The organism is Stenotrophomonas sp. YJH_SMC_6 (assembly GCF_059371335.1).
On sequence record NZ_JCAFUM010000010.1, the window covers coordinates 1 to 20,767 of the forward strand.

The following is a 20,767-nucleotide window of genomic DNA, read 5'->3' on the forward strand; positions in this document are numbered from 1 at the left end:
GGAGGCTGGGCTGGTGGAATACATCCAGTACTACAACCAGGAGCGCATCAAACTGAAACTGAAAGGTCTGAGCCCGGTAGAGTACCGGGAGCGGGCCCAATCGGCCGCCTGACCCCGTCCAAGTCTCGGGGGTCACTTCAAGGACGGGTTTACGGCGTCCCCCGCCAACCCATCCTGGCCCGGCCCTTCTCGCAACCCCTGACCACCGACCAAGCGCCGTTGCTGTTGCTGTTGCTTCAAAACCAGCCTGCCGCAGGCAGCGCCGCAGCCGCCGCTGCAAGAAAACCTGAATACGTTCGGACACCGCACCTCAATCCCCCGCCCCAGCGGCCGATAACGGGGTTGTCACGGCGTATCCCGCCGCTGACCGGCTCGGCGCCGCCCGCCCGTTTCGACCTGGTCCTGCTCGATGAATCTCCTGCATCGCTGGCAACACTACTTCAGCAATCTCTCCGTCCGGCGCAAGCTCAACCTGCTGACGCTGCTCATCGCGCTCGGCGTGATCGCGCTCTCGGTGATCGCCGCCCGCATGCAGTACCTGGACCTCACCGAGACCCGCAAGACCGCGCTGAAGACCCAGGTCGAACTCAGCTACGGCATCCTCCAGCACTACCACCGCCTGGCCGGCACCGGCGAACTCAGCGAGGACGCCGCGAAGAGCGCCGCGTTGCAGGCCCTGGAAGTGATGCGTGCCGAGAACGATACGTACTACTTCAACATCTACGACACCGGCTACCGCCTGCTGATGCACCCGTTCCGCAAGGACCTGGTCGGCAAGGACATGAAGGACTTCCGTACTGACGACGGCGTGCGCATCTATTACGACCAGGTCGAAGCGGCCAAGGCCGGCGGTGGCTTCGTCAACTATCGATGGGCCAAGCCGGGCAGCAAGGGCGAGGTCGAGAAGGTCGCCTACGCCGGCCTGTTCGCGCCGTGGAACTGGGTGGTCAGCAGCGGCGTCTACATGGACGACGTGCAGCGGCAGGCGCTGGTGTTCACCGCCATCATGGCGATCTCCGGTGGTGTGCTGGTGCTGATCGTGCTGGCCCTGAGCTGGGTCATCGGCAACCGTATCGCGCGCCCGCTGAAGCAGGCTACCGCCGTCGCCGAAGGCATCGCCAATGGCAAGCTGGACAGCCATATCGGCCCGCAGCCGCATGACGAACCCGGTCGCCTGCTGGAGGCCATGTCCGGCATGCAGCAGCAGCTGCATGCGGTCATCGGCGGCCAGCGCGAAATGGCCCGCCGTCACGATGCCGGCGAACTGAGCTATCGCATCGACGCCAGTGTCTTCCCCGGCGAGTACGGGCTGATGGTGCAGGAGACCAACACCCTGGTCGGCAGCCATGTGCAGACCCTGCATGACGTGCTGGACGTGGTACAGCAGTACGCAGTCGGCGACCTGAGCCGCGACATCGCCCGCTACCCCGGCGAAAAGGCGGCGATGACCACCACCGTCGACACCGTCAAGGCCAACCTCGGCCGCATCAATGCCGAGATCAAGCAGCTGGCCAGTGCCGCCGCCGCCGGCGACTTCAGCCAGCGCGGTGATGCGCAGCGCTTTGATCACGATTTCCGCCTGATGCTGGAAAACCTCAACGCAATGATGGCGGTCAGCGATGACAACCTCGGCAAGCTCTCGCAGTTGCTGTCGGCCATCGCCGAAGGCGACCTGACCGCACGCATGCACGGCGACTATCAGGGCGTGTTCGCACGCATGCGCGACGATGCCAACACCACCGTTACGCAGCTGACCCAGATCGTTGGCCAGATCCAGGCCAGTGCCTCCAGCATCACCCTCGCCGCTGGCGAGATCGCGTCCGGCAACAGCGACCTGTCGCGCCGTACCGAGCAGCAGGCCGCCAACCTGGAAGAGACCGCCGCCTCGATGGAGGAACTGACCTCCACCGTGCGCCAGAACGCCGAGCACGCCCGGCAGGCCAACCAGCTCGCCATCGGCGCGCACGGTGTCGCTTCGCAGGGCGGCGAGGTGGTCGGCCAGGTGGTCACCACCATGTCGGCCATCGAAGCCTCGTCGAAGAAGATCGCCGAGATCATCTCCGTCATCGACGGCATCGCGTTCCAGACCAACATCCTGGCGCTGAACGCCGCAGTGGAAGCCGCGCGTGCCGGCGAGCAGGGCCGTGGTTTCGCCGTGGTCGCCAGCGAAGTGCGTACGCTCGCCCAGCGTTCGGCTGCGGCGGCCAAGGAGATCAAGGGCCTGATCGATGATTCGGTCGGCAAGGTCGCCGAAGGCTCCAGCCTGGTGCATCAGGCCGGCAGCACCATGGGCGAGATCGTCGCCTCGGTGCAGCGCGTGACCGACATCATGGCCGAGATCTCCGCCGCCTCGCAGGAACAGTCGGCCGGCATCGAGCAGGTCAACCAGACCGTGGTGCAGATGGACGAGACCACCCAGCAGAATGCTGCACTGGTGGAAGAAGCCACCGCCGCCGCACGTGCGATGGAAGACCAGGCCGCGCAGCTGGCCGACGCCGTGGCGATCTTCCGCCTCGACAACCAGGTCTCGGCCGCGGTGAAGGCTGTCGCCGAACGCGTGGAACCGGCGCGCATCACCACCGTGGCACGTCCGCAGCCGACCAGCACGCCCACGCCGGTACGTCGCAGCAGCAACGCCAGCACCTTCGCCGCCAGCGACAGCGACTGGCAGGAATTCTGAGACCCACCCGCGGCGGCTTCGGCCGCCGCCTCTGCCGATGGACACGTCCCCCGTGCAAAGTCCTACTCCCATCGTCACCGGCCCGCGCGAGTTCGAGTTCGCCGACCGTGATTTCCGCCGCGTCTGCGACCTGATCTACCAGCGCGTGGGCATCGCCCTCGCACCGGCCAAGCGCGACATGGTCTATGGCCGCCTGTCGCGCCGCCTGCGCACGCTGGGCATGCGCAGCTTCCAGCAGTACCTGGACCATCTTGAGCAGGAAGACGGTGACGAGTGGCAGGCCTTCACCAACGCACTGACCACCAACCTGACCTCGTTCTTCCGCGAGCCGCACCACTTCGACAAGCTGCGCGAAGAACTGCAGCAGCGTTCCAGCCGTTCGCCGCTGCTGCTGTGGTCGTGCGCGGCGTCCACCGGTGAGGAACCCTATTCGATGGCGATCACCGCCTGCGAAGCCTTCGGTACGCTGAAGCCGCCGGTGCGCATCGTCGCTACCGACGTCGATACCCAGGTACTGGCCACCGCCGACCGCGGCGTCTACAACATCGACCGTGTCGCCAATCTCGACCCGGACCTGCGCCGCCGCTACTTCCAGCGTGGCAGCGGTCCCAACGAGGGTCAGTGCCGCGTGCTGCCGGCGCTGCGCGAGCTGATCGAGTTCCGTCCGCTGAACCTGCTCGCCCCGCGCTATGACGTCGGCGGCCCGTTCGACGCGCTGTTCTGCCGCAATGTGATGATCTACTTCGACAAGCCGACCCAGCGCGCCATCCTCGGCCGCCTGGTGCAGCACCTGGCCGACGATGGCCTGCTCTACACCGGACACTCGGAGAACTACCTGCATGCCGCCGACCTGATCCAGCCCTGCGGGCGCACCCTGTACCGCCGCGCGGCAAAGGCCGGCGCATGAACGCCTCACTGCGTACCGACGACGTGATGCGCTACCAGGATGCACGCTTCCAGACCCTTGCCGCCAAGCTGCTGCCCACCCAGTACCTGGTGGTCGATGACACCACCGCGCTGACCACCACCCTGGGTTCGTGCGTGGCCGCCTGCCTGCGCGACCCGGTGCTGAAGATCGGCGGCATGAACCACTTTCTGCTGCCCGAGGGCAACGCCGGCGACGGCGCGCCCGCGCGTTACGGCAGCTATGCGATGGAACTGCTGATCAACGACATGCTCAAGCGCGGCGCGCACCGCAAGCGCATCGAGGCCAAGGTGTTCGGCGGCGCCAACGTACTGAAGGGCTTCACCAGCAATCCGGTCGGTACCCGTAACGCCGAGTTCGTGCGCCAGTACCTGCAGGCCGAGCATATTCCGATCATCGCCGAGGACCTGTGCGGCATCCATCCGCGCAAGATCTGGTTCTTCGCCGACACCGGCCGCGTGGTGGTGCAGCGCCTGCCGCATGCCCACGAAGCCGAAGTGGCTGCCACCGAATCGGCAGTGCGTGCGCGCCTGTCCAAGGCCCCGGTCACCGGTGGCGTGGAGTTGTTCGAATGACCCTGACCGGCAACGCCCCCTGCCGGGTCCTGATCGTCGACGACTCCGCCGTCGTGCGCCAGATGCTCACGGAAATCCTGTCCAGCGATCCGGCCATCGACGTGGTCGGCACCGCTGCCGACCCGCTGCTGGCGCGCGAGAAGATCAAGCGCCTGGCCCCGGACGTGATCACGCTGGACGTGGAAATGCCACGCATGGACGGCCTCGCCTTCCTGGAAAACCTGATGCGGCTGCATCCACTGCCTGTGGTGATGATTTCCTCGTTGACCGAGCGCGGCGCCGATACCACGCTGCAGGCACTGGCACTGGGCGCCGTGGACTTCGTCTCCAAACCCAAGCTGGACGTCGCACGCGGCCTGCAGGGCTACGCCGACGAGATCATCGCCAAGGTGAAGATGGCGGCGCGCTCGCGGGTGCGCCCGCTGGTGCGTGCTGCCGCTCCGAAACTCCTGCTGGAAGCAGCTCCTGCAATGCGCCCGGCTGCACCGCATTTCCGCACCACCGACCGCCTGATCGCGATTGGTTCTTCGGCCGGCGGCACCGAGGCGCTGCGCGTGGTGCTGGAAGGCATGCCGGCCGATGCGCCTGCCGTGGTGATGACCCAGCACCTGCCTGCCAGCTTCAGCAGCGCCTTCGCCGAACGCCTGGACCGGCATTCCGCGATGGCCGTGCGTGAGGCCAGCGACGGCGAGGCAGTGCTGCCTGGCCATGCTTACCTGCCACCGGGCGGCAAGCACCTGCGGATCATCCGCGACGGTGCGCGCTGGCGCTGCCGCGTCGATGATGGCCCTGCAGTGAACCGTCACAAGCCCGCGGTGGACGTGCTGTTCCGTTCGGTCGCGCAGAGCGCGGGCGGCAACGCCATCGGCGCCATCCTCACCGGCATGGGTGACGATGGCGCGCGCGGCCTGCTGGAAATGCGCCAGGCCGGCGCGCCGACGCTGGTCCAGGATGAAGCCACCAGCGTGGTCTGGGGCATGCCCGGCGCTGCCTTCAAACTAGGAGCGGCCGAAGAACAGGTGCCATTGGAACGGATCGCCGAACGACTCTTGACGCTCGCCCGCGGCTGATCGTCCGCGGCATCGCACCGCCTGATTCCCTCTTTCAGATGCCGGCCCCGGAAGGGCCGGCACGGCTGTCGTGTTTTCCAAGGAGTTTGACCATGGCCCTGCGTCTCTTCCGTTACCAACCGTCACTGCTGGCGGCCGCTCTGCTGGCTCCGCTGGCAGCTACCGCTGCCGGCGTGCCGGCACCGCCGCAGGCCACCCCGGGCCTTCCCCTCGCCCCCGTCGCAAAGGGCACCGCCTGGACCGATCGCGTCCACATCCAGAGTGGTCCGGATACCGCATCGAAGCGCCTCCACGCACCCGACGTGGCGTTGCGCATCGTCACCCCCGATGACAGCGAGTCGCTCACGCCAAAGGGCCTCGCACTGCTCTTCAGCGGCAATGAGCCGGACTACTTCCGGCGCAACACCCTGCCCGGCAGCATCGTCGAGAGCCAGGCCAGCCCCGCCATCACGCTGATGCCCAACGTAGCCAGGGCGCTGGTGGGTGGCTACTTCAGCTATGCGCCCGACGCGCTGCCCAACCAGAGCAGCACCCTGCGTTTCAGTGCAGACACCTGGGCACTGGTGCACCAGGGCAACACGCGGAAGGATCCCCTTTACCGCCTCAACCACGTCAGCACCATCGAGCAACGCCGTGCCGATGGCACCCTGGCTGAAATCATCAGATGCAGTGACAGCGACGACCGGGCGACCCTGGGCGAGTGGCAGGCCAATGACTACGCCAGGCTCAAGATTGCCGCCCAGGTGATCACGATGAAGTGCACCGAGCAGCTCATCAAGCGGATACCGGCGATGTACCCTCGCCCGCTTGCTGCTGAAGATCTCACGGCCTACGCAGGCGGTGCCGTGCCGCCGGCACGGGTGCGCATCTATGCCAGCCTGGGGCGGACCACCACCCTGTACACCGACGCCGCCTGCCGCGAGGACTACCGCGACAGGATCGACGTCAAGTACAACAACGCCGGTGACAAGGGCGTGCTCGGCATCCCCGCCACGGAAACCCTGCGCAGCAAGGAGAACGAGCGGTTCTCCATGCTCAGCTACCAGGAGTACGAAGTCGCCGGCGGCAAGCCGCTGATCGTCGAAGCGCGCTTCGACGCATCAAGCCGCATGTACTGCGACGGGCAGTTGTCGGGTCAGTTCGTGGCCAGGCCCGGACAGGACTACGAAGTGGAAATGGAAGTGGCCGACAAGATGTGCCGCCTGCATCTGCGCCAGGTACACGCCGATGGCAGCACGACGCCACAGGTCGCGCGCAAGACCCCCAGCACCTGTGAGGGCACGCGTGCGCCGGTGCGCGTTGAACCGCGGCAGGACATGCAGGTCCTGCTGTTCAGCCCAGGCCAGCTGCAGATCCAGGATGCCCGCCAGGGCAGCGCACCGGAACGGTTGACCGACGACGCGGGCAGCACCGAGGCACTGCGGAAGATGCTGCAGCAGGCCAGCAGCAACCCCGGCACACGCCTGTGCGTGGTGGTACCGGCTACCGATTACAGCAGCGCCCTTCACGATGCCGTGCGCGAACGCGTACTGGACGCACCGCAGGTATTGCCCAGCCTGTGGGAAGAGGCGGCCACGGTGAACAGGCGCCGCAGTGCCGCCGCCGATGCTCCGGTCGACATCGCCGCTGCGATCGCCCATTGCAATGCGTTCCCGATCAGGGAGTTCGCGCCGCGCTGAGCAATCGCTCCCCTACCTTCGGCGTTCGCCGGGCATCAACCACCGGAGCGCACACAGCGCCTCATTTTCGTTTCCCCAAGGAGTACTACCGTGGCATTACGCCCAACCTGCCTCACCGCCGCGATCGCGGCCGCCCTGCTGCTGGCGCCGTCGGCCTACGCCGACGACGAAGCACCCACCCCCACGCCTGCCGTGGATTCCGCGGTCACCAGCGGATCAACGCTCGATCCAGCAACGGATGCGGCGACGGCGCCAGACGCGACGCACGCCCCCACCGCGGCCGATCCGGCCATCGGGAATGTCACAGCCGCCGTGGCACCTCCTGTCGACTACAGCAGCCTGCAGCACATCAAGGTCACCTCCGGACTGGGTGCAGGCCCCAACGGCAATCGCGTGGGCGATCACGTGCTGCGACTGGTGATGCGTGCCGACACCGCTGCCGTCACCGCGGCCAAGGTCGGCCTGTCTGCTCTGGCGTTCGTCACTGGCGTGGGTGACATCGGTACCAGCAACAGCTTCAGCAAGAACAACGTCCGTGGCGAGGACATCCACTCTGTGCCCAGCCCGGCCTTCGGCGCATTGCCCGGCATGATCCGCGAGCAGCTGGCACTCTATTTCGCGGCCCACCCCGGCGCCATTCCCAGCGACGAGCGCACCGTGGAAGCCAGCGCCGGCCAGTGGTCGCTGGTGTACCAGAAGCTCAGCGATGCAGAGACCCCCTACGAGCTGCGCCACGATGTAACCATCGGCTTCCCGGTGGTGCGCAAGCTGTTCCGCAGCGCCAGTGGCGGCCAGGGCGTGCACTGCAGGGACGAAGCACGGGTTGCCCCGCTGCAGGAATGGCAGGCAGACGACTATGCGAAGGCCAAGGTGGCGTCGCGTGAGTTCGCCGAGGCCTGCATCGCGCGTTTCGTGGCTGAGCTGCCCCGCCTGTTCCCCGACCATGGCGCTCTGCCGCAGCCTGCGGTGGAAGCCGAGCTTCCGGCGGAAACGCCGGCCGTGACCGAGGAAGCGGCGGCCGTTACCCAGGCCTGAACCTGGGTACGCCCCCAAACGAAGAACCCCCGGCTCTCACCGGGGGTTCTTCGTTTCAACGGCGTGCCGGCCAGCGGCCGGCACTACCGCATCAGGCAGCGACCGTGTTGGCCACGTCCTGGTATTCCTCGATCTGGTCGAAGTTCATGTAGCGGTAGATCTCCGCACCATTGGCGTTGATCACGCCGATGTCCGCCATGTACTCCTCCTTGGTCGGGATGCGGCCCAGACGCGAGCAGATCGCGGCCAGTTCGGCCGAACCCAGGTACACGTTGGTGTTGCGGCCCAGGCGGTTCGGGAAGTTGCGGGTCGAGGTCGACATCGCGGTGGAGCCTTCGCGGATCTGCGCCTGGTTGCCCATGCACAGCGAGCAGCCCGGCATTTCCATGCGGGCGCCGGTGGCGCCGAAGGTGCCGTACACGCCTTCCTTGGTCAGCTCCGAGGCGTCCATCTTGGTCGGCGGGGCCACCCACAGGCGGGTCGGCAGGTCACGCTTGCCTTCCAGCAGCTTGGCAGCGGCACGGAAGTGACCGATGTTGGTCATGCACGAACCGATGAACACTTCGTCGATCTTGGCGCCAGCGACTTCGGACAGGGTCTTCACGTCGTCCGGATCGTTCGGGCAGGCCACGATCGGCTCGTGGATGTCGGCCAGGTCGATCTCGATGACGGCGGCGTACTCGGCGTCGGCATCCGGCTCCAGCAGCTGCGGGTTGGCCAGCCACGCCTCCATCTTCTCGATGCGACGCTGCAGCGAACGCGGATCCTGGTAGCCCTCGGCAATCATCCACTTCAGCAGCGTGATGTTGCTGGTCAGGTACTCGATGATCGGTTCCTTGTTCAGGCGCACCGAGCAACCGGCCGCCGAACGCTCGGCCGAGGCGTCGGACAGTTCGAACGCCTGTTCGACCTTCAACTCCGGCAGGCCTTCGATTTCCAGGATGCGGCCGGAGAAGATGTTCTTCTTGCCAGCCTTGGCCACGGTCAGCAGGCCCGACTTGATCGCGTACAGCGGGATCGCGTTGACCAGGTCACGCAGGGTCACGCCCGGCTGCATCTTGCCCTTGAATCGCACCAGCACCGACTCCGGCATGTCCAGCGGCATCACGCCGGTGGCCGCAGCGAAGGCGACCAGGCCCGAACCGGCCGGGAACGAAATGCCCACCGGGAAGCGGGTGTGCGAGTCACCACCGGTACCCACGGTGTCCGGCAGCAGCATGCGGTTGAGCCAGCTGTGGATCACGCCGTCGCCCGGGCGCAGCGAAACGCCGCCACGGGTGGAGATGAACTCCGGCAGGGTGTGGTGGGTCTTCACGTCCACCGGCTTCGGGTAGGCGGCGGTGTGGCAGAACGACTGCATCACCAGATCGGCCGAGAAGCCCAGGCAGGCCAGGTCCTTCAGCTCGTCACGGGTCATCGGGCCGGTGGTGTCCTGCGAGCCGACCGAGGTCATCTTCGGTTCGCAGTAGGTGCCCGGGCGCATGCCCTGGCCTTCCGGCAGGCCACAGGCGCGGCCGACCATCTTCTGTGCCAGCGAGAAGCCCTTGCCGGTGTCGGCCGGCTGCACCGGCAGGCGGAACAGGTTGGTCGGGGCCAGGCCCAGCGCTTCGCGCGCCTTGCCGGTCAGGCCACGGCCGATGATCAGCGGAATGCGGCCACCGGCACGCACTTCGTCGAACAGCACTTCGGACTTGACCTGGAACTCGGCGATCACTTCACCGTTCTTCAGCGCCTTGCCTTCGTACGGACGCAGCTCGACCACATCGCCGTGCTCCATCTTCGACACGTCCAGCTCGATCGGCAGTGCGCCGGCATCCTCCATGGTGTTGTAGAAGATCGGGGCGATCTTCGAACCCAGGCAGACGCCACCGGCGCGCTTGTTCGGGATGAACGGAATGTCATCACCGGTCCACCACAGCACGCTGTTGGTGGCCGACTTGCGCGAGGAGCCGGTACCGACCACGTCGCCGACATAGGCAACCAGGTGGCCCTTGTCCTTCAGGTCGAGGATCTGCTGGATCGGGCCGCGCTTGCCGTCTTCTTCCGGGGTGAACGGCGCGTCGTCGCGCTTGTTCTTCAGCATCGCCAGGGCGTGCATCGGGATGTCCGGGCGGGTGGTCGCATCCGGTGCCGGCGACAGGTCGTCGGTGTTGGTCTCGCCAGGCACCTTGAACACGGTGACGGTCAGGCTCTGCGGCACTTCCGGGTTGCTGGTGAACCACTCGGCATCGGCCCAGCTCTGCAGCACGGCCTGGGCGTTGGCGTTGCCGGCCTTGGCCTTTTCCTGCACGTCGTGGAACGCGTCGAACACCAGCAGGGTCTTCTTCAGGCCATTGGCAGCAATGGTGCCGACGCTGGTGTCGTCCAGCAGCTGCACCAACGGCGCAACGTTGTAACCGCCGAGCATGGTGCCCAGAAGTTCGGTGGCGCGCTCGCGGCTGATCAGCGGGTTCTGCTCGCTGCCCAGCGCGATCGCGGCCAGGTACGAGGCCTTGACCTTGGCTGCGTCATCGACGCCGGCCGGCACGCGGTGGGTCAGCAGGTCGAGCAGGAACTCGGCCTCGCCCTGCGGCGGGTTCTTCAGCAGTTCAATGACATCGGCCGTCTGCTGCGCGCTCAGCGGCAGCGGCGGGATGCCAAGCGCAGCGCGCTCGGCGACGTGGTGGCGGTAGGCTTCCAACATGACAACTCCCGGGTAATGCGTAGGTTGAAATAACAAAGTGGGCTCAGGCTTGCGGCACGATCAGCTTCAGGCCCTTGAAGTAGTCGCGGTAAAACGTGTCGTTCCAGGTGATCAGGCCGTCGCACTGCAGCAGTGCGTGGGCGCCGACCATGAATTCGTCCAGGCTGCGGCGGCTGCCGCCGCGCTGGCGATGACGGCGGTGCATCTCGCCGGCGCGCAGTGCCGACTTGGCTTCCATCGGATTGAAATGCACACCCATCTCTTCCAGCGCTTCGAGCACTTCGGCACCGCCGCGCAGCGATGCGCAGACTTCGGCCAACGTCGCGCCACAGACCACCACGCGGCCACCGACCAGGCTCTGCCTGAGGATGGCTTCCACGGCATCGGCCTGCGGACCATTGCTGAGCAGCTCGACCAGCACCGGTGAATCGACGGCGATCATCACGGCTTACTCCTCGTCACGCACCGCGCGCACCGCCGCGTCGGACGATTCGAAGCCGTCCAGCGCGAACTTGCCGCGCGCCCGTGAAATGGCATCGTCAACACTCTTGCGCAGGATGATGCGGCTGCCGTCCAGCTCGACCTTCAGCAGCGTGCCCTTGGTCAGGCCGAGGGCATCACGCACCGCCTTGGGCAGGGTGATCTGTCCGCGTTCAGCAACGGTGGCTTCCATGGGGGTACGCCTCAAAAAGTATGCATGAATTATACATACTTGCAGTATCTGGAACAAACCCGGCCAATCCGTGACCGCGATCCTGCGCTGGTCGCATCCGGGGGTTAGACTGGCTCCGCAGCGACCTGCTGCGGCCCCGGGCTGGACGCACCGCGTGCCGCCCGCACCTACCCGCCATAAAAGGATGTTCCATGCGCGCCTTGACCCTTGCCCTGATGCTGGCTGCCCCGCTGGCCCTTTCGACGACCGCAGCCCACGCCAATCCGTTCGGCGCCTACACCACCGGCGTCGAGATCACCCAACAGCAGATGGACACCCTGGAAGTCGGCAAGACCAGCCAGGACCAGGTCCGTGAGAAGTTCGGCGCACCCGGCCGCCGCGAACAGCTGGGCGACACCCAGGTCTGGTACTACGACTACGTGAAGATCAAGACCTTCGGCAAGAACATCCAGGAAGCGACCGTCCTGGAATTCAACAAGCAGGGTGTGCTGACGGCCAAGTCCAAGAGCAATGCTGTTGGCAAGACCGGCAATCCGCTGCTGGATGCCGCCAACGGCAAGTAAGTCCTGCTCGACACGCACTTCCGGACGGGACGCCCATGGGCGTCCCGTCTGCGTTCGGGCCAGCGGGCGACGACCGCACGCGCTGACACGAAGGCTACACACACCGCTGTAACCTTGCGTTCCAAGCCAGCCGGGTCATTGCCGGGCGCTGGATCGCCGATACTGGGCAGGATCCGGGGCCGGAATGCCACCGGCGACCGCAAGCAGGCCCCTGCACGCACGGGCCAGAGCAAGCCATCCGCAAGAAGGAGTTACCCCGCATGAGCGATTCGTTCTCCACCCGCAGCCAGCTGAACGTCGGCGGCAAGACCTACGACTACTTCAGCCTGCCCACGCTGGGCCAGCGCTTCGATATCTCCCACCTGCCCTACTCGATGAAGATCCTGCTGGAGAACCTGCTCCGGCACGAGGACGGCGGCATCACCGTCGGCAAGGACCACATCGAAGCCGTGGCCCGCTGGAATCCGGCGGCAGAACCGGACACCGAGATCGCCTTCATGCCGGCGCGCGTGGTCCTGCAGGACTTCACCGGCGTACCCTGCGTGGTCGACCTGGCCGCGATGCGCGATGCGGTGGTCAAGCTCGGCGGCTCGCCGGAGCAGATCAACCCGCAGATTCCTTCCGAGCTGGTCATCGACCACTCGGTGCAGGTCGATGTGTTCGGCAAGCCGGACGCACTGGACCTCAACGGCAAGATCGAATTCCAGCGCAACCAGGAACGCTACGGCTTCCTGCGCTGGGGCCAGAAGGCCTTCGACAACTTCAAGGTGGTGCCGCCGAACACCGGCATCGTCCACCAGGTGAACCTGGAAAACCTCGCCCGCGTGGTGATGACCGCGGACAAGGATGGCAAGGCCGTGGCCTACCCCGATACCGTGTTCGGTACCGACAGCCACACCACGATGATCAACGGCATCGGCGTGCTGGGCTGGGGCGTGGGCGGCATCGAAGCGGAGGCCGCCATGCTCGGCCAGCCATCGTCCATGCTGATCCCGCAGGTGGTCGGCTTCAAGCTGACCGGCAAGCTGCCCGAGGGTGCCACCGCCACCGACCTGGTGCTGACCGTCACCCAGATGCTGCGCAAGCTGGGCGTGGTCGGCAAGTTCGTCGAGTTCTACGGTGACGGCCTGCAGCACCTGCCGCTGGCCGACCGCGCCACCATCGGCAACATGGCCCCGGAATACGGCGCCACCTGTGGCATCTTCCCGATCGACGCCGAGTCGCTGAACTACCTGCGCCTGTCCGGCCGCAGCGAAGAGCAGATCAACCTGGTCGAGGCCTACGCCAAGGCGCAGGGCCTGTGGCACGAGCCGGGCAGCCCGCACGCCCAGTACAGCACCACGCTGGAACTGGACATGGGCACGGTGAAGCCGTCGCTGGCCGGCCCGAAGCGCCCGCAGGACCGCGTGCTGCTGGAAGACGTGCAGAAGAACTACCGTGAAGCCCTGGTCGGCATGACCGCCAACCGTGACAAGCGCAGCGACGACGTCTCCTCGTTCGTCAACGAAGGCGGCGGCGCCGCGGTCGGCAACGAGCAGCTGGCCAAGGGCTTCGCCGACATCGAGATCGAAGGCCGCAAGGTCCGCCTGAAGGACGGCGCGGTGGTCATCGCTGCCATTACTTCGTGCACCAATACCTCCAACCCGGCGGTGATGATCGGCGCCGGCCTGCTGGCCCGCAATGCGGCCGCCAAGGGCCTGAACCGCCAGCCGTGGGTGAAGACCTCGCTCGGGCCGGGCTCGCGGGTGGTCACCGATTACCTGGAAAAGGCCGGCGTACTGAAGGAGCTGGAAAAGATCGGCTTCTACGTGGTCGGCTACGGCTGCACCACCTGCATCGGCAACTCCGGCCCGCTGCCGACCGAAGTCAGCGCCGGCATCGCCACCGGCGACCTGGTGGTCACCTCGGTGCTGTCGGGCAATCGCAACTTCGAGGGCCGCGTGCACCCCGAAGTGAAGATGAACTACCTGGCCAGCCCGCCGCTGGTGGTGGCCTACGCCATCGCCGGCACCACCGACATCGACCTGACCACCCAGCCGCTGGGTACCGGCAGCGATGGCCAGCCAGTGTTCCTGCGCGACATCTGGCCGAGCAACAAGGAAATCGGCGACGTCATCGCCGCCACCATCGGCCCGGAGATGTTCAAGCAGAACTACGCGGATGTGTTCAAGGGTGACACCCGCTGGAACACCATCGCCTCACCGGACGGCAACCTGTACGCGTGGAGCGATGCGTCCACCTACATCAAGAACCCGCCGTACTTCGATGGCATGACCATGCAGACCGGCAGCATCGACGACGTGCACGGCGCACGCGTGATGGGCCTGTTCGGCGATTCGATCACCACCGACCACATCTCCCCGGCCGGCAACATCAAGAAGGACTCGCCGGCAGGCCGCTTCCTGCAGGAGCGCGGCGTGCAGCCGGCCGACTTCAACAGCTACGGCAGCCGCCGCGGCAACGATGACGTGATGGTCCGCGGCACCTTCGCCAACATCCGCATCAAGAACCTGATGTTCGGTGGCGAGGAAGGCGGCAACACCCTGTACTACCCGGCCGGTGGCGGCCAGCCGGAAAAGCTGGCGATCTACGATGCGGCCATGAAGTACAAGGCCGACAAGGTGCCGCTGGTGGTGCTGGCCGGCAAGGAATACGGCACCGGTTCGTCGCGTGACTGGGCTGCCAAGGGCACCCTGCTGCTGGGGGTGAAGGCGGTCATCGCCGAAAGCTTCGAGCGCATCCACCGCTCCAACCTGGTCGGCATGGGCGTGCTGCCGCTGCAGTTCCGCAACGGCGAGAACGCGCAGAGCCTGGGCCTGGACGGCTCGGAAGTGATCGACATCACCGGCCTGCAGGACGGTGCCAGCAAGCGCGCCACGGTCACCGCGACCAAGACCGACGGCACGAAGAAGACCTTCGAGGTGTCGGTGATGCTGCTGACCCCGAAGGAAGTCGAGTACTTCCGTCATGGTGGCCTGCTGCAGTACGTGCTGCGCCAGTTGGCCAGCAAGTAACGTTCCGCTCTCGGTAGAGTCGACTGCTGGTCGACTACCCAACAAAAGGGCCGGATCCTCGCGGATCCGGCCCTTCCTGTTTCTCTGCAGACAGGCATGGCCTGGCTCTACCGCATCTCCGGCGGCACCGGGATGGGCGCCAGGTGCGCGCTCAGCGGCGCGGCGCGTCCGGGTCGGTGCGCAGCGCCTTCAGCAGGCCCCACATGTAGAACGCCAGGGTGAACGAGAATGGCAGGCCGCACAGCACCACCGCCGTCTGCATTGCGCTGAAATTGCCGGCCAGCAGCAGCCCGACGCTGGCCACGGTGATGCCGACGGCCCAGAACACGCGCAGCCAGATCGGCGCGTCATGACCGTCTTCCACGCCATCGTCAACGCGACGGGTACACAGGTTGGCGATCATCAGCGTGCCCGAATCGACCGGGGTCAGGAACAGCACGAAGCCGATCACCACCGCGGCACCGGCCACGTACGGCGCGGCGGGCAGGTATTCCAGCAGCTTGAACAGCGTCATCGCCGCATCGTGCTGGGCCACGTCACCCAGGATCGCCTGGCCATGGTTGAGCACCAGGTCGATGGCGGTGTTGCCGAAGATCGACAGCCACGCCAGGGTGAAGCCGAGCGGGATCAGCAGCACGCCCATGATCACTTCGCGGATGGTGCGGCCACGCGAGATGCGTGCCACGAAAAGGCCGACGAACGGCGCCCAGGCGATCCACCAGGCCCAGTAGAACAGCGTCCACGAGCCCATCCACTCACGGCCCTTCGGGTCGTTGAGGTACATGTCGAAACTCTTGCGCACGAACGCACCGAGGTAATCGCCGGTGTTCTGGATCAGGCCATCGAACAGGTGCAGGGTCGGGCCGGTGACCAGCACGAACAGCAGCAGGCCGCACAGCAGGCGCACGTTGAGGTTGGACAACCAGGCAATGCCCTTCTCCACACCGGCGACCACGCCGATGGTGGCCACCACCATCATCACCAGCACGATCGCCACCAGCACCTGCGGCGTATCCGGGATGTGGAACAGGTAGACCAGGCCGGACTGCACCACCAGCGCGCCGATGCCGAGGTTGGTGACCATCGAGATCAGCGTGGCGAGGATGCCGAAGCCATCGACCATGTCGCCGATGCGACCATGGATGCGCTCACCGAAGATCGGGTACAGCGCCGAGCGCAGCGCCAGCGGCAGGTCACGGCGGTAGGCGAAATAGCCCAGTGCCACGCCGACCAGCGCATACAGCGCCCAGCCGTGCAGGCCCCAGTGCAGGAAGGTCAGCACCATCGCCTCGCGGCCGGCGGCCACGGTGCCGCCGGGTTGCCCGGGCGGATGCAGGAAGTGGTCCAGCGGCTCGTAGGCGCCGTAGTACAGCAGCGCGATGCCGATGCCGGCCGAGAACAGCATCGAGACCCAGGCGACGTAGCCGAAGGCCGGCGATTCCTCGTTGTGACCCAGGCGGATGCGGCCATACGGCGAGAACGCCAGCCACAGCACGAAGCCCAGGCACAGCACGATCAGCAGCATGTACCACCAGCCGAACGCGGCCGACACCTCGGCCTGCGCCCATTGCAGCCAGTGCTCGCTGCCTTCGGGATAGAGAACGGTGAGCAGCCCGAGGATGCCGATCGACACCGAGGAGCTGAAGAAGACAAAACGGTTCAAGCGCAGGGGCGAACGCTTGGGATGAGCCAGGGAAGACATGGGGTCGTCTCATCAAGTCCGAGGGAGCACATGGGCGGGGCCGGACCGGTAAACCGGGCCCATGGCGTGGGGCGCGAGCGCATCCTAGGGTTTATTGATTGAACGTTCAATCAATAAAAAGCATAATGGCGGGCAGCCCGATCCTTCGGGTCGCAATCCGTGGAGAGACAATGCCGAAGAAAGGCGTGGAACCGGTACGGCGCGAACAGCTGATCCGAGCCACTTTCCAGACCATCGACGAGATCGGCATGGCCGATGCGACCGTCGCCACCATCGCGAAGAAGGCAGGGCTGTCCAGCGGCATCGTCGCCCACTACTTCGGCGACAAGGACGGCCTGCTCAATGCTGCAATGCGGCAGATCCTGCGCGAGCTGAAGGACGCGGTCGCCCGCTACCGCGCCGACGCCAGCGACGACCCACGCGAGCAGCTGCGCGCCATCGTCGACGGCAACTTCGACGACAGCCAGATCAACGGCACCGCGATGCGCGTCTGGCTCACCTTCTGGGCCGCGAGCATGCACCAGCCGGAACTGGCCCGGCTGCAGCGCGCCAACGACCAGCGCCTGTTCTCCAACCTGTGCCACCAGTTCAACCGCCTGCTGCCCCACCCGCAGGCCCGCCTGGCCGCCCGCGGGCTGGCCGCGATGATCGATGGCCTGTGGCTGCGCGGCAGCCTGGTCGGCGGCCAGTTCAACGCCGAGAAGTCCCGGCGCATCGCTTACGGCTACATCGACTTCCAGTTGCAGGCTGTCGCGCTATAAGCGCTCCAGCACCCGCCCCCTTCCAAGGAGTACGCCCCATGACCACCCTGCCCGTCCAACAGCTCTACATCCACGGCCAGCGCGTCGATGCCACCAGCGGCAAGACCTTCAAGACCGTCAATCCGGCCACCGGTGAGGTGATCGCCGAAGTGCAGGTTGCCAGCCAGGCCGACGTCGAGCGTGCCGTGCAGAGCGCGTCCGAAGGCCAGAAGGTGTGGGCCGCGATGACCGCGATGGAGCGCTCGCGCATCCTGCGCCGCGCCGTTGAGATCCTGCGTGAGCGCAACGACGAGCTGGCCCACCTGGAAACCCTGGACACCGGCAAGGCGCTGGCCGAAACCACCACCGTGGACATCGTCACCGGCGCCGACGTGGTCGAGTACTACGCCGGCCTGGCCACCGCCATCGAAGGCATCCAGCTGCCGCTGCGCGAATCGAGCTTCTTCTACACCCGTCGCGAGCCGCTGGGCGTGGTCGCCGGCATCGGCGCCTGGAACTACCCGATCCAGATCGCCATGTGGAAGTCGGCCCCGGCGCTGGCTGCCGGCAACGCGATGGTGTTCAAGCCCTCCGAAGTGACCCCGCTGACCGCGATCCGGCTGGCCGAGATCTACACCGAAGCCGGCGTGCCGGCTGGCGTGTTCAACGTCGTGCAGGGCCCGGGCCGCGAGATCGGCCAGTGGCTGACCGAGCACCCGGTGATCGAGAAGATTTCCTTCACCGGCGGCGTCGCCACCGGCAAGAAGGTCATGGCCAGCGCCGCGTCCTCCTCACTGAAGGAAGTGACCATGGAGCTGGGCGGCAAGTCGCCGCTGGTGATCTGCGATGACGCCGACCTGGACCGCGCCGCCGACATCGCGGTGATGGCCAACTTCTTCAGCTCCGGCCAGGTCTGCACCAACGGCACCCGCGTGTTCGTGCCGCGCAGCATGCTCGCCGCGTTCGAGGCCGCCGTTGTCGAGCGCGTCAAGCGCATCCGCATCGGCGACCCGATGGCCGCCGAAACCAACTTCGGCCCGCTGACCAGCTTCCCGCACATGGAAAACGTGCTGCGCTACATCGAAAGCGGCAAGGCCGAAGGCGCCCGCCTGCTGACCGGCGGTGGCCGTGCCACCGAAGGCGCGCTGGCCAATGGCGCCTACGTTCTGCCGACCGTGTTCTCCGACTGCCGCGATGACATGACCATCGTCAAGGAAGAGATCTTCGGGCCGGTCATGAGCATCCTCGCCTACGACGACGAAGACGAAGTGGTGCGTCGCGCCAACGACACCACCTTCGGTCTGGCCGCCGGCGTGGTCAGCAAGGACATCAGCCGCGCCCACCGCATCATACACCGCCTGGAAGCCGGCATCTGCTGGATCAATACGTGGGGTGAGTCTCCGGCCGAAATGCCGGTCGGTGGCTACAAGGAATCCGGCGTCGGCCGCGAGAACGGCATTTCCACCCTCGGCCACTACACCCGCATCAAGTCGGTGCAGGTGGAACTGGGCGACTACGCCAGCGTGTTCTGACCGGCGCGCCCCGAGCGCGCACCCTCGTCCGGCCACCGCGCCGATCCGACATTCCGCCGGGACGCCTGCACGCAGCGCGCCCCGGCCTGCAGGAGACACCCATGAGCACCCACAACGAGTACGACTACATCATCATCGGCGCCGGTTCGGCCGGCAACGTGCTGGCTACCCGCCTCACCGAAGATGCCGATGTCAGCGTGCTGCTGCTGGAAGCCGGTGGCCCGGACTACCGGCTCGACTTCCGTACCCAGATGCCGGCGGCACTGGCCTTCCCGCTGCAGGGCAAGCGCTACAACTGGGCGTACAAGACCGATCCCGAGCCCTTCATGAACAACCGCCGCATGGACTGCGGCCGCGGCAAGGGCCTGGGCGGCTCGTCGCTGATCAACGGCATGTGCTACATCCGCGGCAACGCGATGGATTACGACAACTGGGCCAGCATGCCGGGCCTGGAAGACTGGACCTACCTGGACTGCCTGCCATACTTCCGCAAGGCGGAAACCCGTGACATCGGCCCCAATGACTACCACGGTGGCGACGGCCCGCTGCGCGTGACCACGCCGAAGGCCGGTAACAACGAGCTGTTCGCTGCGATGGTCGAAGCCGGCGTACAGGCCGGCTACCCGCGCACCGACGACCTCAACGGCTACCAGCAGGAAGGCTTCGGCCCGATGGACCGCACGGTGACCCCGAAGGGCCGTCGCTCCAGCACCGCCCGTGGTTACCTGGACCTGGCCAAGCCGCGCCCGAACCTGACCATCGTCACCCACGCGCTTACCGACCGCATCCTGTTCTCGGGCAAGCGTGCGGTGGGCGTGCAGTGGCTGCGCAACGACCAGCCGCAGCGTGCCACCGCGCGCCGCGAAGTACTGCTGTGTGGCGGCGCCATCGCCTCGCCGCAGATCCTGCAGCGTTCGGGCGTCGGCCCGGCCGACCTGCTGCGCAGCCTGGACATCGACCTGGTGCACCACCTGCCGGGCGTCGGCGCCAACCTGCAGGACCACCTGGAGATGTACCTGCAGTACGAGTGCAAGAAGCCGGTCTCGCTGGCACCGGCACTGAAGCTGTACAACCAGCCGGCCATCGGCGCCGAGTGGCTGTTCCTGGGCACCGGCATCGGCGCCAGCAACCAGTTCGAGGCCGGCGGCTTCATCCGCAGCGACGCCGAATTCGACTGGCCGAACCTGCAGTACCACTTCCTGCCGGTGGCGATCAATTACAACGGCTCCAACCCGATCAAGGCGCACAGCTTCCAGATGCACGTCGGTTCGATGCGCTCGCCCAGCCGCGGCCGCATCCACGTGCGTTCGAAGGATCCGCGCGAACATCCGAGCATCCTCTTCAACTACATGTCGCATGAGCAGGACTGGCGCGAGTTCCGCGCGGCGATCCGCATCACCCGCGAGATCTTCGCGCAGCCGGCGCTGGCACCGTACAGCGGCCGCGAGATTTCCCCGGGCAGCGCGCTGCAGACCGATGCGCAGATCGATGCGTTCGTCCGCGAACATGCCGAGACCGCCTACCACCCGTCGTGCTCGAACAAGATGGGCCACGCCGATGACCCGATGGCGGTGGTCGACGGCCAGGGCCGCGTGCACGGGCTGGAAGGCCTGCGCATCGTCGATGCCTCGATCATGCCGCAGGTGGTGACCGGCAACCTCAACGCGCCGACCATCATGATGGCCGAGAAGCTGGCCGACGTGATCCGCGGCCGCACCCCGCTGGCCCGCAGCACCGCGCCGTACTACAAGGCCAACGGTGCACCGGTGCGCAAGCAGGACTGACGCAAGCGCCCGGCTTGGCGACACGGTCGTGCCGGCCGCTGGCCGGCATCCACCGGAATCCCGATCGAGCGCAGACGCCGGCCAGCGGCCGGCACGACCAAGCAAAGAGGCC

Annotated in this window: 16 protein-coding genes; 12 read left to right on the top strand and 4 right to left on the bottom strand. The window is 66.4% G+C overall.

From position 1 onward, the window contains the following. From AC5P9N_RS12415 to AC5P9N_RS12445, 7 genes are all read left to right on the top strand, one after another. A partial coding sequence (locus AC5P9N_RS12415) for an IS3 family transposase (protein ID WP_495201421.1) occupies positions 1-112 on the top strand: 112 nt, incomplete at its 5' end. A 297-nt stretch (positions 113-409) separates the two neighbouring features. Beyond that, on the top strand, positions 410-2,680 hold the full coding sequence (locus AC5P9N_RS12420; RefSeq protein WP_099484320.1) for a methyl-accepting chemotaxis protein: 2,271 nt from the start codon (positions 410-412) through the stop codon (positions 2,678-2,680). 37 nt (positions 2,681-2,717) lie between these two features. Next, positions 2,718-3,587: a CheR family methyltransferase gene (locus AC5P9N_RS12425; protein WP_043035401.1), complete on the top strand. Its 870-nt coding sequence runs from the start codon at positions 2,718-2,720 to the stop codon at positions 3,585-3,587. Next, positions 3,584-4,180 (top strand): chemoreceptor glutamine deamidase CheD, encoded by a 597-nt coding sequence (gene cheD / locus AC5P9N_RS12430; RefSeq protein ID WP_005409511.1) that lies wholly within the window; start codon positions 3,584-3,586, stop codon positions 4,178-4,180. Before AC5P9N_RS12425 ends, cheD begins: the two co-directional genes overlap by 4 nt. Further along, entirely contained in the window at positions 4,177-5,250 is a 1,074-nt protein-coding gene (locus AC5P9N_RS12435) for a protein-glutamate methylesterase/protein-glutamine glutaminase (RefSeq protein WP_099484319.1), read from the top strand. The genes cheD and AC5P9N_RS12435 overlap by 4 nt, the downstream gene beginning before the upstream one ends. 92 nt (positions 5,251-5,342) lie before the next feature. Next, positions 5,343-6,929, top strand: coding sequence for a hypothetical protein (locus AC5P9N_RS12440; protein ID WP_099484318.1), 1,587 nt, complete (start codon positions 5,343-5,345; stop codon positions 6,927-6,929). Between the two features lie 90 nt (positions 6,930-7,019). Continuing rightward, positions 7,020-7,964, top strand: a complete 945-nt coding sequence (locus tag AC5P9N_RS12445; RefSeq protein WP_099484317.1) for a hypothetical protein — start codon at positions 7,020-7,022, stop codon at positions 7,962-7,964. 91 nt (positions 7,965-8,055) lie between these two features. Here AC5P9N_RS12445 and acnB read toward each other — a convergent pair whose 3' ends face one another. The 3 genes from acnB to AC5P9N_RS12460 are packed head-to-tail and all read right to left on the bottom strand — an operon-like array spanning position 8,056 to position 11,320. Continuing rightward, positions 8,056-10,647 (bottom strand): bifunctional aconitate hydratase 2/2-methylisocitrate dehydratase, encoded by a 2,592-nt coding sequence (gene acnB, locus AC5P9N_RS12450; RefSeq protein ID WP_005409507.1) that lies wholly within the window; start codon positions 10,645-10,647, stop codon positions 8,056-8,058. Between the two features lie 43 nt (positions 10,648-10,690). Beyond that, positions 10,691-11,089, bottom strand: coding sequence for a type II toxin-antitoxin system VapC family toxin (locus AC5P9N_RS12455; protein ID WP_005409506.1), 399 nt, complete (start codon positions 11,087-11,089; stop codon positions 10,691-10,693). A 6-nt stretch (positions 11,090-11,095) separates the two neighbouring features. Further along, positions 11,096-11,320: an AbrB/MazE/SpoVT family DNA-binding domain-containing protein gene (locus AC5P9N_RS12460; protein WP_005409505.1), complete on the bottom strand. Its 225-nt coding sequence runs from the start codon at positions 11,318-11,320 to the stop codon at positions 11,096-11,098. Between the two features lie 191 nt (positions 11,321-11,511). Between AC5P9N_RS12460 and bamE the strand changes: the two genes are divergently transcribed. Both bamE and acnA read left to right on the top strand, forming a co-directional pair. Continuing rightward, on the top strand, positions 11,512-11,883 hold the full coding sequence (gene bamE / locus AC5P9N_RS12465) for an outer membrane protein assembly factor BamE domain-containing protein (RefSeq protein WP_005409504.1): 372 nt from the start codon (positions 11,512-11,514) through the stop codon (positions 11,881-11,883). Positions 11,884-12,143: 260 nt separating this feature from the next. Continuing rightward, positions 12,144-14,897, top strand: coding sequence for an aconitate hydratase AcnA (gene acnA / locus AC5P9N_RS12470; RefSeq protein WP_065183660.1), 2,754 nt, complete (start codon positions 12,144-12,146; stop codon positions 14,895-14,897). Positions 14,898-15,048: 151 nt separating this feature from the next. On the opposite strand, the gene AC5P9N_RS12475 is transcribed toward acnA, so the two are convergent. Continuing rightward, entirely contained in the window at positions 15,049-16,599 is a 1,551-nt protein-coding gene (locus tag AC5P9N_RS12475) for a BCCT family transporter (protein WP_005409502.1), read from the bottom strand. Between the two features lie 170 nt (positions 16,600-16,769). Between AC5P9N_RS12475 and betI the strand changes: the two genes are divergently transcribed. From betI to betA, 3 genes are all read left to right on the top strand, one after another. Beyond that, a complete protein-coding gene (betI, locus tag AC5P9N_RS12480) occupies positions 16,770-17,360 on the top strand; it encodes a transcriptional regulator BetI (RefSeq protein ID WP_005409501.1) in 591 nt (196 codons plus the stop codon). Between the two features lie 38 nt (positions 17,361-17,398). Then, a complete protein-coding gene (betB, locus tag AC5P9N_RS12485; RefSeq protein ID WP_005409500.1) occupies positions 17,399-18,871 on the top strand; it encodes a betaine-aldehyde dehydrogenase in 1,473 nt (490 codons plus the stop codon). A gap of 101 nt (positions 18,872-18,972) precedes the next feature. Then, positions 18,973-20,655 carry a choline dehydrogenase gene (gene betA / locus AC5P9N_RS12490; protein ID WP_012480082.1) on the top strand — a complete coding sequence of 561 codons (1,683 nt, stop codon included), beginning with the start codon at positions 18,973-18,975 and terminating at the stop codon, positions 20,653-20,655. Positions 20,656-20,767: the final 112 nt, after the last annotated feature.

Coding starts and splice junctions, on each gene's coding strand:
- AC5P9N_RS12460 (WP_005409505.1), bottom strand. CDS start 11,320: ATGGAAGCCACCGTTGCTGAACGCGGACAGATCACCCTGCCCAAGGCG.
- AC5P9N_RS12475 (WP_005409502.1), bottom strand. CDS start 16,599: ATGTCTTCCCTGGCTCATCCCAAGCGTTCGCCCCTGCGCTTGAACCGT.
- betA (WP_012480082.1), top strand. CDS start 18,973: ATGAGCACCCACAACGAGTACGACTACATCATCATCGGCGCCGGTTCG.
- AC5P9N_RS12425 (WP_043035401.1), top strand. CDS start 2,718: ATGGACACGTCCCCCGTGCAAAGTCCTACTCCCATCGTCACCGGCCCG.
- AC5P9N_RS12455 (WP_005409506.1), bottom strand. CDS start 11,089: ATGATCGCCGTCGATTCACCGGTGCTGGTCGAGCTGCTCAGCAATGGT.
- AC5P9N_RS12440 (WP_099484318.1), top strand. CDS start 5,343: ATGGCCCTGCGTCTCTTCCGTTACCAACCGTCACTGCTGGCGGCCGCT.
- cheD (WP_005409511.1), top strand. CDS start 3,584: ATGAACGCCTCACTGCGTACCGACGACGTGATGCGCTACCAGGATGCA.
- AC5P9N_RS12420 (WP_099484320.1), top strand. CDS start 410: ATGAATCTCCTGCATCGCTGGCAACACTACTTCAGCAATCTCTCCGTC.
- betB (WP_005409500.1), top strand. CDS start 17,399: ATGACCACCCTGCCCGTCCAACAGCTCTACATCCACGGCCAGCGCGTC.
- betI (WP_005409501.1), top strand. CDS start 16,770: ATGCCGAAGAAAGGCGTGGAACCGGTACGGCGCGAACAGCTGATCCGA.
- AC5P9N_RS12435 (WP_099484319.1), top strand. CDS start 4,177: ATGACCCTGACCGGCAACGCCCCCTGCCGGGTCCTGATCGTCGACGAC.
- acnA (WP_065183660.1), top strand. CDS start 12,144: ATGAGCGATTCGTTCTCCACCCGCAGCCAGCTGAACGTCGGCGGCAAG.
- bamE (WP_005409504.1), top strand. CDS start 11,512: ATGCGCGCCTTGACCCTTGCCCTGATGCTGGCTGCCCCGCTGGCCCTT.
- acnB (WP_005409507.1), bottom strand. CDS start 10,647: ATGTTGGAAGCCTACCGCCACCACGTCGCCGAGCGCGCTGCGCTTGGC.